14 protein-coding genes and 1 tRNA gene are annotated in these 16,411 nt (G+C 68.1%); 8 read left to right on the top strand and 7 right to left on the bottom strand.

Translation table 11 applies throughout. The features are described from left to right. Window positions 1–66: 66 nt before the first annotated feature. A complete protein-coding gene (locus tag DU484_RS13860) occupies window positions 67–1,338 on the top strand; it encodes an amidohydrolase (protein ID WP_114586555.1) in 1,272 nt (423 codons plus the stop codon). Between the two features lie 7 nt (window positions 1,339–1,345). Here DU484_RS13860 and DU484_RS13865 read toward each other — a convergent pair whose 3' ends face one another. The 3 genes from DU484_RS13865 to DU484_RS13875 all read right to left on the bottom strand — a co-directional run bounded on the left by DU484_RS13865 (window position 1,346) and on the right by DU484_RS13875 (window position 4,946). After that, window positions 1,346–2,032 carry a hypothetical protein gene (locus DU484_RS13865; RefSeq protein ID WP_114606236.1) on the bottom strand — a complete coding sequence of 229 codons (687 nt, stop codon included), beginning with the start codon at window positions 2,030–2,032 and terminating at the stop codon, window positions 1,346–1,348. Window positions 2,033–2,114: 82 nt separating this feature from the next. Then, window positions 2,115–3,476, bottom strand: coding sequence for a geranylgeranyl reductase family protein (locus DU484_RS13870; RefSeq protein ID WP_114586557.1), 1,362 nt, complete (start codon window positions 3,474–3,476; stop codon window positions 2,115–2,117). 93 nt (window positions 3,477–3,569) lie between these two features. After that, window positions 3,570–4,946 (bottom strand): phosphohexomutase domain-containing protein, encoded by a 1,377-nt coding sequence (locus DU484_RS13875; RefSeq protein WP_114606237.1) that lies wholly within the window; start codon window positions 4,944–4,946, stop codon window positions 3,570–3,572. Window positions 4,947–5,028: 82 nt separating this feature from the next. Here DU484_RS13875 and DU484_RS13880 point away from each other — a divergent pair, with 82 nt between their 5' ends. Continuing rightward, a complete protein-coding gene (locus tag DU484_RS13880; RefSeq protein WP_114586559.1) occupies window positions 5,029–6,714 on the top strand; it encodes a flippase activity-associated protein Agl23 in 1,686 nt (561 codons plus the stop codon). On the opposite strand, the gene DU484_RS13885 is transcribed toward DU484_RS13880, so the two are convergent. Together DU484_RS13885 and DU484_RS13890 are read right to left on the bottom strand one after the other, a co-directional pair. Then, window positions 6,711–7,664, bottom strand: coding sequence for a transcription initiation factor IIB (locus DU484_RS13885; protein WP_114449882.1), 954 nt, complete (start codon window positions 7,662–7,664; stop codon window positions 6,711–6,713). The two genes, DU484_RS13880 and DU484_RS13885, sit on opposite strands and share 4 nt — an antisense overlap. Before the next feature lie 114 nt (window positions 7,665–7,778). Then, the gene (locus tag DU484_RS13890; protein ID WP_114606238.1) at window positions 7,779–8,180 is read right to left on the bottom strand and encodes a helix-turn-helix domain-containing protein; all 402 of its coding nucleotides are present in this window, start codon (window positions 8,178–8,180) and stop codon (window positions 7,779–7,781) included. Window positions 8,181–8,491: 311 nt separating this feature from the next. On the opposite strand from DU484_RS13890, the gene DU484_RS13895 reads away from it, so the two are divergent. Beyond that, complete coding sequence (locus DU484_RS13895; RefSeq protein ID WP_114606239.1) at window positions 8,492–8,881, top strand: hypothetical protein; 390 nt, start codon at window positions 8,492–8,494, stop codon at window positions 8,879–8,881. Here DU484_RS13895 and DU484_RS13900 read toward each other — a convergent pair. Then, complete coding sequence (locus DU484_RS13900; protein ID WP_114606803.1) at window positions 8,875–9,510, bottom strand: DUF7504 family protein; 636 nt, start codon at window positions 9,508–9,510, stop codon at window positions 8,875–8,877. The genes DU484_RS13895 and DU484_RS13900 overlap by 7 nt on opposite strands. 122 nt (window positions 9,511–9,632) lie before the next feature. Between DU484_RS13900 and DU484_RS13905 the strand changes: the two genes are divergently transcribed. The 3 genes from DU484_RS13905 to DU484_RS13915 all read left to right on the top strand — a co-directional run bounded on the left by DU484_RS13905 (window position 9,633) and on the right by DU484_RS13915 (window position 14,474). Then, window positions 9,633–11,252, top strand: a complete 1,620-nt coding sequence (locus tag DU484_RS13905; protein ID WP_114586562.1) for a type II/IV secretion system ATPase subunit — start codon at window positions 9,633–9,635, stop codon at window positions 11,250–11,252. After that, window positions 11,249–13,354, top strand: coding sequence for a type II secretion system F family protein (locus DU484_RS13910; protein WP_114586563.1), 2,106 nt, complete (start codon window positions 11,249–11,251; stop codon window positions 13,352–13,354). Before DU484_RS13905 ends, DU484_RS13910 begins: the two co-directional genes overlap by 4 nt. 76 nt (window positions 13,355–13,430) lie before the next feature. Beyond that, window positions 13,431–14,474, top strand: a complete 1,044-nt coding sequence (locus DU484_RS13915) for an NAD(P)/FAD-dependent oxidoreductase (RefSeq protein ID WP_114606240.1) — start codon at window positions 13,431–13,433, stop codon at window positions 14,472–14,474. A gap of 32 nt (window positions 14,475–14,506) precedes the next feature. Here the strand turns inward: DU484_RS13915 and DU484_RS13920 are convergent, their stop codons facing one another. Then, window positions 14,507–14,890 (bottom strand): Rid family detoxifying hydrolase, encoded by a 384-nt coding sequence (locus DU484_RS13920; protein ID WP_114586565.1) that lies wholly within the window; start codon window positions 14,888–14,890, stop codon window positions 14,507–14,509. Between the two features lie 114 nt (window positions 14,891–15,004). Between DU484_RS13920 and DU484_RS13925 the strand changes: the two genes are divergently transcribed. Both DU484_RS13925 and DU484_RS13930 read left to right on the top strand, forming a co-directional pair. After that, window positions 15,005–15,075: transfer RNA gene (locus tag DU484_RS13925), tRNA-Gly, on the top strand. A gap of 186 nt (window positions 15,076–15,261) precedes the next feature. After that, a complete protein-coding gene (locus tag DU484_RS13930; RefSeq protein ID WP_114606241.1) occupies window positions 15,262–16,407 on the top strand; it encodes a tyrosine-type recombinase/integrase in 1,146 nt (381 codons plus the stop codon). The last annotated feature ends 4 nt before the right edge of the window (window positions 16,408–16,411 follow it).

Genomic DNA, 16,411 nt, shown 5'->3' on the forward strand with positions numbered 1-16,411 from the left:
GAACGAAGCCGGGCACCACCCTCGACGGGGGGACAACTTATGCCCCCCGCCACGCCTTGGCAGGGTATGAGCGTCACCGACGACCTGCTCGACTTGCGCCGCGACCTGCACCGCCATCCCGAACCCGCGTGGCGGGAGTTCTACACCACCGCCCGCCTCGTCGACGAACTCGAGAAACGCCCGCTCGACGAACTCTACGTCGGCCCCGAAGTTCTCGCCGAGGACCGCCGGGGCGTCCCCGACGACGACGAACTCGACGAGTGGACGCGCCGAGCGGTCGAGGCCGGCGCCAGAGAGGACATCGTGGAGCGACTCGCCGGCGGCTACACCGGTCTCGTCGCGGTCCTGGAGCGAGGCGAGGGACCGACGGTCGGCCTCCGGGTCGACATCGACGCCCTGCCGATCACCGAGGCGGAGGCCGACGACCACGACCCCGCGAGCATGGGCTTTCGCTCCGAGAACGAGGGCTTCATGCACGCCTGCGGCCACGACGCCCACGCTACCGTCGGCGTCGGCGTTATCGACGCCATCGCCGAGAGCGACTTCTCGGGCACGCTCAAGGTGTTTTTCCAGCCGAGCGAGGAGATCGTCTCCGGCGGCGAGCCGATGGCCGAGGGGGGCCACTTAGACGACGTGGAGTACCTCCTCGCGCTCCACGTCGGCCTCGATCACCCGACCGGTGAGGTGGTGGCGGGCGTCGACGGTTTCCTCGCCCAACAGCACTTCCGCGCGGAGTTCTCGGGCCAATCGTCCCACGCCGGCGGCCACCCGGAACGCGGCCGCAACGCGGTGCAGGCGATGGCGACGGCGATCCAGAACCTCTATTCCATTCCCCGCCACGACGCGGGCGCCACCCGCGTGAACGCCGGCCTCGTCGGCGGCGGCACCGCCTCGAACATCGTCCCCGAGGAGGCGTTCATCGAGGGCGAGGTTCGCGGCGAGACGGCCGAGTTACGGGACTACATGGACGACCACGCCCAGCGGATTCTGCGCTCCGCCGCCGAGATGTACGACTGCGAGGTGGAAGTGGAGTACGGCGGCCGGGCGCCGGGCGGCGAGAGCGACGACGCACTCGCCGGTATCGTCGCGGACGTGGCCGGCGGGGTCGAGGGCGTCGACTCCATCCTCGACAGCGACGACCTCGGGGGGAGCGAGGACGCAACTTACCTCATGCAACACGTACAGGACCGGGGCGGCCTCGCCTCCTTCGTCTGCGTCGGCACCGACCACCCCGGCGGCCACCACTCCCCCACCTTCGACGTGGACGAGGAGACCATCCGCATCGCAGTCGACGTGTTCAGCGGGACGATAGAGCGGTTGGGGCGGGAGGCGGTGTGACCGACACCTACTCCAGCAGGATCGAGAACCCCCATCGTGCCGACGACTCCGGTTCGGCCGCCTCGGAGACGACGGAGATGGTCGTCTCGAAGCGATGCTCGCCGACGGGGAGACAGCCGTCACCGCCGGGCGTCGCGTAGAGGTCGACCGGGCGGCTGCTCGACTCGCCGGGCTCGATCTCGAACGTCCGGTACTCCTCGGTCGTGGCGATGCCCTCGTGCAGCCGCCAGCAGTCGGGGGTCGCGGGGTACTCGCCGTCACCCGGCAGGAGCACGAGCGCCCCGGAGTCGTCCGTGACGTGTTCGAAGTGGACGGCCCGGCCCTCGCCGACGCGCACCGGCTCGTCGGCCGTGCTCGTGAGCCGCGTTCGCAGCCGCGGCGGATGCTCGGGGGTCGCGGCCTCGCGGACGACCTCGACCGCCGGCCGAACCGGGAGGGCCGGGCAGGCGTCGACCGAGACGAGCGTCACGCCCGGACCGCCGGTTCCCGCGGGCCGGGTGCCGCTCGTACCGTCGCCGCAGGTCCCAGTCCCGTTCGTATCCGGAGGCAGTTCGCCGCTCGTCCCCGTCGGGGTCGCCGAGTCCTCGCCGTCGCCGTCGGCTCCACCGGGGCCGTCGCCAGTACAACCGGCGAGGCCGGTCAGGAGGAGGGGTCCGCCGATACGGCGGAGACAGCGTCGTCGCGTCGGATGCATACTTGACAAATATAACACACGTATGTGACGTTGTCTCCGATCCTCGCCGTGGTCCATCGACCAAGGTGGCCGGGGCCGGCGGCTAGTACTTCGGCTCCGCGCCCGTCGTCTCGTACACCCGCTCCATCAGGTCGTCGCGGTCGTTCTGCCACGCCGCGAGCCCCGACGGGTCGGACGGGTACGCCTCGTATCGGCCGATCAGTTCCTCGGCTAACTGCTTGGTCCGGTAGAAATCGAGGATCGTCCCCCAGTAGCCGAAGCTCTTGATCGCGCTCTTGATCTTCAGGCCGAGTCCCATGGAGGTCGATCCCGAATATAGAGCTTCCGCGAGTTTCTCGCCGGGGAGCGACGCGAGCAGGCCCATCAGGTCGTCGACGTCGACGGCGGTCGAGAGGACGTTGTACACGTCCAGACCGGCGTACCGGCCGCCGAAGTGGTCCATGACGCGCTCGTTGTACTCCCAGAGCGCGGCCTCGGTGGGGTCGTCGATGGCGTCGGCGATGGCCTCGGCGGCGTAGGTGCCGGCGTAGGCGGCGCCCGCGATGCCGCCGCCGGTGGTCGGGTTGACGTGGCCGGCCGCGTCGCCGACGGCGACGAAGCCCGGTGCGACGGCCGAGTCGTACGGGCGGCGAGTGGGGAGGGCGGCGCCGAGTTTGTCCTTGACTTCCGCGCCCCGGAACTCGGGGCGCTTCTGGAGGTCACGGCGCAGGTCCTCGACCAACTTCATCGGCTCCTCGGTCATCTGGAAGCCGAGGCCGGCGTTGATGGTCGTGCTCGTCCGCGGGAAATACCAGAGGTAGCCCGCGGCGCGCTGGGTCGGCTTGAACACGAGGGCGTCGTCCCACTCGACTTCCTCGGGCACCTCGACGATTTCGCGGTAGGCGGAACAGAACTGCGAGTAGGAGACGTTGGTGTCGAAGGTGGCACTCTCGAAGTCGGCCTTGTCCTGCAGGATGGAGAGGGCGCCGGCGGCGTCGACGGTCACCGCGGCCTCGTAGGTGACGGGGTCGCCCTTCCGAATCCCGCGGACGCCGGTGATGCGGGCGCCGTCCTGTACCACGTCCTGGACGACGGTGTCGTAGTGGAACTCGGCGCCGGCGGCCTCGGCACTCTCGATGATGCGACGGCCGAACGCGTGGCGGTCGATGACGGCGAGTTCGCCCGGCACCGGGATGTCGAGCACCGTGTCGTGCTGGGGGAGTTCGAACCGGCCGTGGTCGACGCCGGTGTTGGTGAACGAATCTTGTATCTTCGATTTCGGGATGGCCTCGGGGAACGCGTCCGCGCCCTTGAGCGCGTCGCCACACGCGATGTGGCCCGCCTCCGCCTCGTCCTTCCGCTCGACGACGACGACGTCGAGGCCGTCACGAGCGGCGCTGGCCGCGGCGTAACAGCCGGCGGTCCCCGCCCCGACGACGACGACGTCGTACTCGTGGGTAGTCATTGCTAAGTCGTCGCTCCCGCGGTGGGAAAACTCTTTATTCCCGATTCGTCGGGTGCGTGACGACGGAAGTGTCGAAGCGACCAGTCCGTGGCGTCACTCTGCCGTCTCGACTGCGCGCTCGATTTCCGCCCGCGCCGTCGCCACGAGGTCGTCGACGGCCTCGCTCTCGGCGTACAGACGGACGTACGGCTCCGTGCCGCTGGGACGGACGAGTAGCCACGAGCCGTCGGGTCGTTCGAGGCGAACGCCGTGATCGGTGTCGACGCTCGCTTCGGGGAACGCCTCGGGGAGCGTCGTCCGCAGTCGGTCCATCGTCGCCGCCTTCGCGTCGTCGGGACAGGGGACGCTCACCTTCCGGTAGGGACGCTCCGCGACCGGCGCCCGGAGGCCGTCCAGCCCCTCCCTCGCGACGTGGCGGGCGAAGACGGCTGCGCTGGCGACGGCGTCGATCCACCCGCCGAAGTCGGGGTGGAGATGTTTCCACGGCTCGGCCGCGAAGACGACGGTGCCACCGTCGGCTCGCACCCGCGCCACCCCCTCGTGGAGGGCGCCGAGGCGGACGCGTTCGACCCGGCCGCCGGCCTCGCGAACCCGGTCGTCGATCCGCGCGGAGGCGTTGGGAGTCGTCACGACCACGGGGTTGGTGGCGTCGCTCGCCCGGACGTATCGCTCCGCGAGGATGGCCAAGACCGTGTCCTCGTGGACCACCTCGCCCGAACCGTCGACGATCACGATGCGGTCGGCGTCGCCGTCGTGGCCGATCCCGAGGGCAGCGTCGCCGTCGGCGACGAACCGGCGGAGCGCGGTCAGGGACTCCGGCGTCGGCTTGCTCTCGCGGCCGGGGAAGTGGCCGTCGACGTTCGCCTCCAGCGTCTCGACCGACGCGCCGAGTTCGCCGAGGACCGCGGGCGTCGCGAGCGCCCCCATCCCGTTGCCGCAGTCGACGGCGACGGGGAGGCCGTCGAGGGGCGCGCCGAACCCGCGGGCGTAGTCGCCGACGGCCGCGCGGTAGGCGTCGAGAACCGACACCCCCCGGCTCCCGCCCCACGCGTCCCACTCGACCGGCGGGGCGTCGGCGTCGACGCGGCGCTCTATCTCCCCCTCCCGCTCCCGGTCGAACTCCACGCCGTCGACGAAACATTTGATGCCGTTGTCGCCGGGCGGGTTGTGCGAGGCGGTGAGCATCACGCCGTGACGCCCCAGCGAGGCGAAAGCGAGGGCGGGGGTGGGGACGACGCCGAGGCGACGGACCGACGCGCCGCCGGAGCGGACGCCGGCCTCGACGGCGGCGGCGAGCGCCCCGCCGGTGGTTCGGCCGTCGCGACCGATCACCACCTCCGTGTTCCGAGGCGTCTTCGACGCCTCGCCGGTCGCGTCGCGAGCGACCGCCCGGCCGACCGCCACTGCGAGCTCCGGCGTCACCGCCGTCCGTACGTCCCCGCGGATGCCCGCGGTCCCGAAGAGGTCCATATCGACTCTCCGACATCCAGCGGTTTGTATCGGTCGGTGATCGTATCGAAAAGTTCACCCGCGCCCCGGCGGATGGACCGGTATGTCAGCGGCCGATCCGTCTGACGGTTCGGGGCCACGGTCCGCCCCCGTCGACCGCGTCGTCCTCGCCGTCGTCGCCGTCACCCTCCTCGCACTCCTCGCTCGCTTCGTCGGCCTCGGGTCCCGGCCCTTCCACTGGGACGAGGCGCGCGTCGGCTACTGGAGCCTCCGATTCCTCGACACCGGCGCCTTCGAGTACCGCCCCGTCGCGGGCGGCCCCTTCCTCTACGTGGTCGAGCGGTTCGTCCTCGGTGCCGTCGGCGCGACGGACGCGACGGCCCGCGCCGTCGTCGCCGTCGTCGGCGGGTGCTCGCCGCTTCTCGCTCTGCTCTTCCGGCGGCGGCGGTCGGCGGACGCGTCGGCGACCCCGCGCTACCGGCTGACCGACACCGAAACGGTCGCCATGGCGGGCTTGCTCGCCGTCAGCCCCACCCTCCTCTACTACGGCCGGTTCCTGCGGGGTGACCTCCCCCTCGCCGTCTTCGGCCTCGTCGTCGTCGGCTGCACGGTTCGCGTCCTCGACGCGGAGGACGCGGCCGCCGCCCGCCCCTACCGCTATCTCGGTGCCGCGGCGCTCGCCGTCGCCGTCGCGGCATCGGCTTTCGTCGTCGGCTACCTGCTCTGCTGGCTGGCCGCCGCGGCGCTCACCGTCGACCAGCGCCGCCTCGTCGACGCGGGGGAGGGCGCCCGCGACCACCTCGAACGGGCGGTCGAGCGCCTGCGTGGCACCACCCGTTCCGCGCTCGGCGCCGTCGGCGTCTTCCTCGTCGTCCACCTGTTCTTCTACGCGCCACGCGTCGACGGCTCGATCCGTCCGTCGCCGGCGGCGGTCGAGGCGGCGTTTCTCGGCGCGGCCCGCGCCTTCTACGGGGTGCGCGTCGTCGGCCGGCGACAGGGGGGCGAACACCAACTGCTCCCCTACCTGAGCGCGCACGTCGAGACGCTGCTCGCGGCGTCGGCGGTGGTCGTCGGGCTGGCGGCCGTGGGCTTTCTCGCGGATCGGTACGGCCGGGGGGAGACGCGACCGGTGATCGCCTTCCACGCCTACTGGGCCGGGGCGTCGCTGCTCGTCTTCCCGGTGATCACCGAGGAGAGCGCGGCGTGGCTGACCGTCCACACCGTCGCCCCGGCCGTCGTCCCCGCGGCCGCGGCGGTGGGGCTGCTCGGCCGCTACGCCTCGCGGTCGCTCTCCCGCGACGACGCCGTCGGCGTCGCCGTCGCGGCGCTGCTCGCCCTGGCCGTCGCGGGGCAACTCGGCGTCGCGGCCGCGGGGACGGCCTACGGGCCGACGACGCCCGAGAATCCCCTCGCTCACCACGCCCAGCCGGCGGACGATCTCGATCCCTTCGTCGCCGACGTGTCGACGGCCATCGAGGGCAACGACGGGGTCGACGTGCTCTTCTACGGTCCCGAGTTCGTGCCGGTGTACGACGACCGACCGGATCGCCCGCCGGTGAGCGACGCGTGGGGCAACCGGCTCCCGCTCCCGTGGTATCTGGAGCGGCTGGGCGCGGAGACGGACGGCGTCCGCGAGGAAGCCGGTCTCGACGCGCTGGAGTCCCAGCCGCCGGTGGTCGTCGCCGACGCGAGTCGGCGGGCGGCGCTCGCGGCGCGGCTGGAGGGCTACGAGTCGAGCACGTATCGCCTGTCGCTGTGGAACCGAGAGGTCGTCGTCTTCGTCCGCTAGCGGAAGCCCATCGCCTCGATCTGTTCCTGATACCGATTACGAATGGTAACCTCGGTCACCTGGGCCACATCGGCCACCTCGCGCTGGGTCTTCTTCTCGTTACAGAGCAGGGACGCGGCGTAGATGGCGGCGGCGGCGAAGCCCGTGGGGGACTTGCCAGAGAGCAGGCCCTGCTCCGCGGAGACGTCGATGATCTCCGTCGCCTTGGCCTGGACCTCCTCGCTCAGGTCGAGCGCCGAGGCGAACCGAGGGACGAACTGCTTGGGATCGACCGGCTTGAGTTCCAGTCCGAGCTCCTGTGAGATGTAGCGGTAGGTACGACCGATCTCCTTCTGCGGGACGCGGGAGACTTCGGCCACCTCGTCGAGCGAGCGGGGGATGCCCTCCTGTCGGCAGGCGGCGTAGAGGGCGGCGGTGGCGACGCCCTCGATGGAGCGCCCGCGGATGAGGTCCTCGTTGAGCGCGCGTCGGTAGATCACCGAGGCCACCTCACGCACCGACCGGGGCACGCCGAGCGCGGAGGCCATCCGGTCGATCTCCGAGAGCGCGAACTGGAGGTTGCGCTCGCCCGCGTCCTTCGTCCGAATCCGTTCCTGCCACTTTCGGAGCCGGTGCATCTGCGAGCGCTTCTCGGAGGAGAGCGACCGCCCGTAGGCGTCCTTGTCCTTCCAGTCGATGGTCGTCGTCAGCCCGCGGTCGTGCATCGTCTCGGTGATGGGCGCGCCGACGCGGGACTTGCTCTGGCGCTCGGAGTGATTGAACGCCCGCCACTCCGGCCCGCGGTCGATCTGCCGTTCGTCGATTACCAGTCCGCAGTCGTCACAGACGAGTTCTCCCTGATCCGCGTCCGTGACGATGTTGTCTGACCCGCACTCGGGACAGTCAACGGATTCGTCCGCTTCCTGTTCCGTCTCCTGGCTCCGCTGGCGTTGGCGGCTCGGACGTTCCATTATAAGTGTCGTGGCGAACCTCTTATTTAAAACTTTGGCCGGTGTCGTCGCGCGGGCCACGGAATCGGCGCCGTCGGGCGAACGGCGGGGTGACCGACGGCGTCGTGACCCGTGTCAGCCCTCCGCGGGCTGGCCCGCCTCGGCGGCTTCGTACTTGTCCTCGAACTCGCGGATGAGCTGGCCCATCTTCGCGTACCAGTCGTTGAGCATGCGCTGCATGTCGTCGGCGATTTTCGAGGGATCGGTCGGGGAGTAGACGTGGTAGTAGCCGCCCTGGTCGTAGTTGACCTGCTCTTTCCCGATGAAGCCCGTCTGGAGCAGCCGCTGGACGGCACGGTAGGCCGTCGACCGCTCGCGGTCCACCGCGTCCGCGATCTCGTCGACGGTCAGCGGTTCGTCGGCCTCGACGAGCGCCCGGAAACACGCCTTGTCGAGCTGCTTGAGCCCGTGGAAACACTCGAGGAGTCCTTCACACTCCATGTCCCGCTGGAGTTGTTCGGACATCGAATCCGGCATTGTATCGCCGCTGAGTAGGCACCACACGGTTAAAAGACTTGTGTGGGAAGCGTACAATTTCGCTCGTGAGGTGACGGCGCCGGGGTCGACACACTGGGTCGAGCGCGACGCGCCGGCCGACGTGGGGCATCGTCGCGTCCCTCGGCGTGGAAAAGCGCCGAATTCGCGGGCAGCGGTGGGAACGTCGGCGAGCCGGCCCGCGCCGTCGGTGTTGAACAGTTATTACAATTCCGACCGGTCGGCCGGCGACGGCCCGGAGTCGCCCGTCGGTCCCACAAAAGTATTAGTTCCGACCACGTCTCGCCTGGTGTATGGAAGACGCCGCCCAGTCGCTCGCCGAGCGGTATCGGACCCTGACGCCCGACACGCTCCGGCTGGTGGTCTGGTACGGGGGCGACGAACACGACGTGATCCACGTCCGCGACGACGTCGTCGAGATGTACTCGCCGGGAGAGTTCGAGGAGAAGGTCAAACAACTCGTGGTCGAGGGAATCAGTGATCCGCCGGTCCAGGAGTCCTTCCGACTGTTCGGCAGCATGGGCGTCGCCGTCCGACGGTTCGAGAAAGCCGTCGTACTCCACTTTCCGGTCGACGAGTTCTCCGGAATCGCGGTCACCTTGGATAAGGACGGCTCTCCCTCGCTCGATACCCTCGTCGACGCCGGTATCGACGCGCTCGACGAGGTACGGTCGGATCAGTAGGCCTGCCACCCGGCCGCGCGCCCGCCGAGGCCGCGGAGCCGGAGTTCACACTCCGTCTCCGTCTCCCGCGTCTCGACCACGCCGTCGACCAACTGACTCAGCATGTCGAGTTCGCGAGCGGTCGGCGAGTCGACGACGAACACGCCGAAGGCGTCGGCGCTCTCGACCTGTCCGCTCAGCACGTGCACCATCCGGTAGACCCGCTGGAGGTTGTGGTACATCAGAAACGTCGACAGCGAGTGCATACCGAACCGCATCGGCGCCCCGTTCCGGTGGTACCGCTGGAAGAGCCCGGAGAGGGCGATGCTGAGTCCGGTCATGTCCCGCGGCGACGAGAGGTACGACGTCGTCTCGGTTTCGCGGACCTGTCCGAGCCCCCGCTCCTTCGTGACGCAGTCGACGACGTCGAGGCGGTCTGACGGCCGGTCGCCGTCCCACTCCCGGAACAGCTCCAGCAGTTTGCCCGCGCCCATCTTCGTCGTCACCATGATCGCGCCCTCGTCGTCGTCACCGCCGAGGAGGCGGATCACGAGTTCGCGCTTGCGCGTGAGCGGCGGCCCGGAGAGTAGAATCGACGTGCCCGGGGCGAATCCGTCGACCGGAACGACGCCGGGAGCCGAATATGCCATCATCCGGGGCCATCACGGCGAGAACCATTATCGTTGGGGCTTGTGTCCTCGAAACCTAATTATCGCGTGCGATGCCCTCGGGCGCACGTTTAAGTTAGCGCCTCGCATAGCGCCGACGAACGATGTCCGAGGACGCGGCGTCGGGGTACGACGGGACGTTCGACGGCCTCCGTCGACGGCTCGTCCGGACCTACGAGATGCTCCGGGGATCGACCCTCGACGTCCGTCCGTTCCGGCCGGGCGAGGACGGGCCACTCGCGGGGTTCGACGTGCCGCCCGGCCACGAGGAACTCGACCGCTACTGGGTGAACGCCCCCTTCGCGTACGTCGTGATCACGCGCGACGACGAGGAGAGTGAGAACCACTATCACGCGGTCGAACCCGACCTGAACCCCGTCGAGACGACGCTTCGTGACCGCGTGCTGGAGGATATCCGCGACCCACTGCTCTACCGGGACGACGACGGCCCGGCCGACGAGTCGGTGCTCGCGACGGAACTGGAGTCGCTGCTGGAGGAGTACGGCGTCGACGTGGACATGCACACCTTCTACAAACTCCTCTACTACCTCGTTCGGGGCTTTCGCGGCTTCGGCCGCATCGACCCGTTGATGCACGACCCCCACATCGAGGACGTGTCGTGTGACGGCTACGACCTGCCCATCTTCGTCTACCACGACGAGTACACCGACATCGAGACGAACATCATCTTCGAGGATCCCGACGAACTCGACAACTACGTCGTCCAACTGGCCCAGCAGTCCGGCCGCCACATCAGCGTCGGCGACCCCGTCATCGGAACGACCCTTCCCGACGGCTCCCGGATCGAACTCGCCCTCGGCGAGGAGGTGACCCCACGCGGGTCGGCCTTCACCATCCGCCAGTACGCCGACGAGCCGTTCACGCCCATCGACCTCATCGACTACGGCACGTTCAACGTCGAGCAGATGGCCTACCTGTGGCTCGCCATCGAACACAACAAGTCGCTCATCTTCGCCGGCGGGACGGCCTCGGGGAAGACCACCTCGATGAACGCGGTGTCGATGTTCGTTCCCCCGCGCTCGAAGGTGCTCTCCATCGAGGACACCCGCGAACTCTCCTTGTACCACGACAACTGGCTCTCGAGCGTCACGCGCGAACGCCTCCACGAGGGCGCCGACATCGACATGTACGACCTCCTCCGGTCGGCGCTTCGTCACCGTCCCGAGTACATCATCGTCGGCGAGGTGCGGGGCGACGAGGCGGTGACGCTCTTTCAGGCGATGAACACAGGCCACACCACGTTCTCGACGATGCACGCCGACAGCATCGAGACGGTGATCAACCGACTGGAGAACGAGCCGATCAACGTCCCGCGGGCGATGATCCAGTCGCTCGACCTGCTCTCGGTCCAGCGGCTGACCCGCCTCGACGGCGAACGGGTGCGACGCTCGGCCGCCATCAGCGAAATCGGCGGTATCGACCAGCGAACTGGTGAACTCGACTACTCCAACGCCTTCACCTGGGACGCCGACACCGACACCTTCGACCGACAGGACAGCTCGCTGCTCGACGAGATTCGGGACGACCGCGGGTGGACGCGAACCCAGTTGCTGGAGGAGCTCCGGAACCGACGGCAGTTCCTGACGACGTTGCAGGATCGGGGCATCACCGACTACCGACGGTTCACCGCCCTGGTCAACGAGTACTACGCCGATCCGGAGCGCGTCCTCGAACGGATCGCTGCCGACGGAGCGACGCCGTGATCGGGCCGCTCGCCCCGCTCGTGCTGGTCGTCGTCCTCGCGCTCCCGGTGGTGCTCTCGCCGGTCAGTCGCCGTGCGGACCTGCTCGTCTCGCGACTCGCCGTCCCCATCTTCGGCGACTACGTGGGGCGGAGTTCGCGGCGATCCTGGCAACTGGAGCGCCTCCGGGCGACCCACGTCGGCACCACCCACCGGGTGTTCGCCTCCCGAACCCTCTTTATCAGCGGCCTCGCGGGCGTCTGTGGCGCCATCCTCGGCGTCTACGTCGCCACGTGGCTGGTCGATCTCTTCTCGATCAGCCGCGAGTCGATTCTGGCCGTCGTCCCCCCGGCGCTCTCCTTTCTCGCCGGCCTCACCCGCCTTCAGGATCTGACCCTCCTCGGCCTGTTCGTCCTCTTTCTGTTCTTCGGGGCGACCCTCGGGACGGCCCTCGCGCTCGGCACCTACTGGGCGCGGTGGGCGTATCTCGACCAGTTGGCGAACGCCCGCGCGAGCGAGATCGAGGCGACGCTCCCGCGGACCATCGCGTTCGTCTACGCCCTCTCCCGGAGCGGGATGCCGTTCCCGAAGGTGCTCGACACGCTCGCCCGCAACGAGGACATCTACGGCGAGGCGGCCCGCGAAGTCGGCGTCGCGGTCAGGGACATGAACACCTTCTCGACGGACATCCTGACCGCCGTCGAGCGGACGGCTGAGCGGACGCCGAGCGAGGGGCTGTCGGAGTTCGCCGACAACCTCGCGAGCGTCCTCGGGAGCGGGCGTAACCTCTCGTCGTTCCTGCGCGACCAGTACGAGCGCTACCAAGAGGAGGCCGAAGCCCAGCAGGAGCAGTATCTCGAACTCGTCTCGACGCTCGCCGAGGTGTACGTCACCGTCCTCGTCGCCGGGCCGCTCTTTTTCATCACCGTCCTCGTCGTCATCGGCCTCGTCATCGAGGACACCATCTCCATCGTGCGATTCGTCGGCTACATCGGCATCCCGCTCGCGAGCGCGGGGTTCGTCGTCTACATCGACAGCCTGACCCAGCACGAGACGGCGCTGACGGACGTGAGTCGCGACGTGGGCAACGTGTTGGGCGTCCCCGGCGGCGACGGCGCCGCGGCCCGTTCCGACGGTGGCGTCGCCGTCTTCGGCGACGACGGCGGCGACGGCCTGTGGCGCCGAAACGCCGAACGCCTCGCGGCATACGACCGCCTGCGCGCCCTTCGGTCGTGGGCGAACGCGCCGTTACGGAGCGTCCTCGAACATCCGTGGATCAGCTTCGTCGTCACCGTGCCACTCGGCGTCGGGTGGGTGCTCTATCGCGCCGTCCCGATTCCGCTCGGCCCCTCGGCGCTCCAGACGCTCGACCTCCCCGTCATCGAGGCGACCATCTTCGTCATGACCGTCTTCGCCGTCCTCCACGAGGTACACAAACGGCGGGTCCGGGCCATCGAGCGCGCGGTCCCCGACTTCCTCTCCCGCCTCGCGAGCGTCAACGAGGCCGGCATGAGCGTCGTCGAGAGCCTCCGGCGGGTGGCCGACACCGACCTCGGCGGCCTCGAAGCCGAGGTGGAGCGAACCCGCCGGGACGTACGCTGGGGGGCCGACGTGAGCACGGCGTTCCGGCGGTTCGCCGCCCGAACCCGCGTCCGGATGGTGGCTCAGGCGGTCACCCTCATCACGAACGCCATGAGCGCGAGCGGCGACATCGCGCCCGTGCTCCGCATCGCCGCCGACGAGGCACAGGCGACCCGTCGCCTCCGCCGCGAACGCCAACAGGAGATGCTCACCTACATCCTCGTCATCTACATCTCGGTGTTCGTCTTCCTCGGCATCATCGCCGCGCTGACCGTCGCGTTCATCCCCGCCGTCCAGGAAGCCGGCGGGACGGCCGCCCCCGCGGCGAACGCACCCGGCACCGGCGTCACGGGCGCGTTCACCGGCACCGACGTGAACACCAGCGCCTACGAACTCCTCTTTTTCCACATCTCGGCCGTGCAGGCCGTCTGCTCCGGCCTCATCGCCGGCCAGCTCGCCGAGGGCGGCGTCGCCGACGGCGTCAAACACGCCGCCGGCCTCCTCGTGCTCACCTACCTCGTATTCGCGTTCGTACTGCTGTGATACCGCTACTGCGGTCCGGGCCCCCGGACGCACAGACGTGGTACACTTAACCCGGGGGAACCGTTATCTCGCATCGATGACCGACAGCGACCAGACCACCTACGACGTCGCCGTCGTCGGCGGCGGGCCGGCCGGCCTGACCGCCGCTCTCTACACCACCCGTCTCGGCCACGACACCGTGATCGTCAACCGCGGCGGGGGCCGCGCCGCGATGATGCAGGACACGCACAACGTCATCGGCATCACCGAGGACGTCTCGGGCGTCGAGTTCCTGCAGACCGCTCAACAGCAGGTTCAAGAGTACGGCGCCACCTACCGTCGCGGCTTCGTGAACGGGATCGACCGCCGCGACGACGAGCGGTTCCACCTCGCCGTCGACGACGGCGACGACGTCGACGTCCGGCGGGTCGTCCTCGCGACTGGCTTCAGCGACGTGAAACCGGACCCGCCGCTCCCGCCGACGGGGCGTGGGCTCCACTACTGTCTCCACTGTGACGCCTACATGTTCGTCGACGAGTCGGTGTACGTGATGGGCCACGGCGACAGCGCCGCCTACGTCGCCATGATCATGTTCAACTTCACCGACGAGGTCGACCTCCTCACCCGCGGCGACGACCCCACCTGGAGCGACGAGACCGAGCGCATGCTGGACGCCCACCCCATCGACGTGATCGACGAGCAGATCACGGGCATGAACCGCGGCCCCGACGGCTGGTTGGAGAGCTTCGAGTTCGAGGACGGCAGCGTCCGCGAGTACCGCGGCGGCTTCCCCATGTACGGCTCGGAGTACAACAACGCCCTCGCGGCCGATCTGGGCTGTGATCTGAACGACGACGGCACCGTCGTCGCCGACGACCACGGCCGGACGAGCGTCGACGGCGTCCACGCCGTCGGCGACCTCGTGCAGGGTCACAACCAGATTCCCGTGGCGATGGGGCAGGGCGCGAAGGCCGGCATCGCCATCCACATGGACCTCCGGGCGTTCCCGCGGAGCGTCGACGAGATCGAGGCGCAGGGACCGGTCGACCCCGACGAAGTGCCCGCCGTCTCGCAGTCGCTCCGGGAGACGGCGCGGGCGTTTCGGGAAGCCGAGGCGGCCGAGTCCGCGGCCGACGACTGAGACGATCGACTTCCGATGACCCGTACGATCGCTCACACGGCGGCGACGACGTCGAGTTCCACCATGACCGTCTCGTAGAGGTCCGCCACCTCCACGGCACACCGGACCGGATACGGCTCGGAGACGTACCGTTCGTACACCGCGTTGAACTCCTCGAAGGCGTCCAGGTCCGTGACGTAGACGGTGACCTTGATCACGTCGTCGAACGACGACCCGCCGGCCTCGAGGACTGCGCCGACGTTTTCGAGGGTTCGTTCGGCCTGTTCGGCCATCGTCTCGCCGACGATGTCGCCCGTCTCCGGGTCGCCGGGCAACATCGCCGTATGCAGCGTCTCGCCGTGGATCATCCCCTGTCCGATGGGAAGCGAGTAAGCGTCGGTGAACGTCGGCGCGTCGTCGGTGGTGACGGGGTCCATGACGCGTGCCCTCTCGGCGGCCGGGCGAATAACCGTTTCGTGCGGATGTGGGGCGGTCCGTCGTCGGCCGCGAAGGGAAACGGCCTTATTCCGCCGTCCGAAAGAGTGGCGTGCGCGCCGGTGGTCTAGTGGTAGGACCTGAGCCTTCCAAGCTCATGGCCCGGGTTCAAATCCCGGCCGGCGCATGACTCGGCGTTTCACGCCTCGTACGCTCATTTTGCGGCACGAAACAGTCAGAAACCAAATATAGAGAAAATCTTCCGGTTCGGCTAACGGAGATTACCCCGCCGCCGTGTGGCGATTAGTGTGGGTAGGCAAGGAAGCCCCGAAACCACGGGCTTCAGCTAATGCCGAGCCGGGGAGTGTGACTCATGCAACTCAAGGAAGACACCACTGAGACGGTCGAATTTCCGGTTCCCCCGGTAGCAGAGGCAACGGAAGAACGACTTGATGATTTCTCCGCGCTTCTCGGAGACGACTATCGAGACTTCAAGGAAACCTTCCTCGAATGGCTACTCATCGAGGGGCGGGACACATACAAGCGAGAAGGCTACGCTGATGCTACGGTGCGGACGACCCACTACAAGGTCGAAGAAGCCTACCGCTGGTTGTGGGAACGCGAAGGAAGCTACACGAAAGAGTTCACACCAGAGGATGCAACCGAACTGATCGAATTTCTCGTCCGACGAACGACGCATCCTGAAACCTACGTCTACACGTTCGAGAAATCACTGAAGCGACTGTTCAAGTTCTTCCGCGAGAAGCGGAACAAGGATATCCCCGAGTGGAGTCACGAGATCCCGCTGGACACCAACTCGGATTCGTCCACCAAGGACAAGTTCTACCCCGAGGAGATGCGGGCGCTCTACGAAGCCGCCCTCGCGGTCAGTTCCGTCAAGAGCTACCACAGTGTCAGTCGACCAGAGCGCGACCAGATCAAGGCGTATCTTTCACAACGATTCGAGATGCCCAAGTCCGAGGTCGCTGCAGAAGAGTTCGAGCGGGCAAACTCGTGGAAAATCCCCTCCATCGTCTCCGTGTCATCAGACTGTGGGCTTCGACCCATCGAGGTGGGGCGTGCGAAGGTGGAGTGGTTCAACCTAGAGAATAAGAAGATGCTCGTCCCCAAAGACGAGTCCACGAAGAACGACGCCGAGTGGGAGTGTGCGCTCTCCAGCAAATCAGTTACCGCCGTGAGCAATTGGCTCTCGGAACGCGGGAGCTACGACCTCTACGACGGACGGGACGCGGTGTGGCTCACCCGGACAGGGAACACCTACGGGTCAGGGACACTGAATCGCGTGCTGAACAAACTCACCGAGGAAGCTGATCTCGACCAGCAGGGACGTAACCTGTCCTGGTACTCCTTCCGTCATGGAGCGGCCTCAATGTGGGCCGAACAGGAGGGCATCTATCTGGCGAAGAACCAGCTTCGGCACAAGAACGTCGAGACGACGATGCGGTACACCCGTGGGTCGGTCGATGCCGCGACAAAAGCCGCCGATTCAATGTGGTAAAATA

Origin of the sequence: Haloplanus rubicundus, assembly GCF_003342675.1 — an archaeon.
In the GTDB taxonomy this organism is placed as follows: Archaea; Halobacteriota; Halobacteria; order Halobacteriales; family Haloferacaceae; genus Haloplanus; species Haloplanus rubicundus.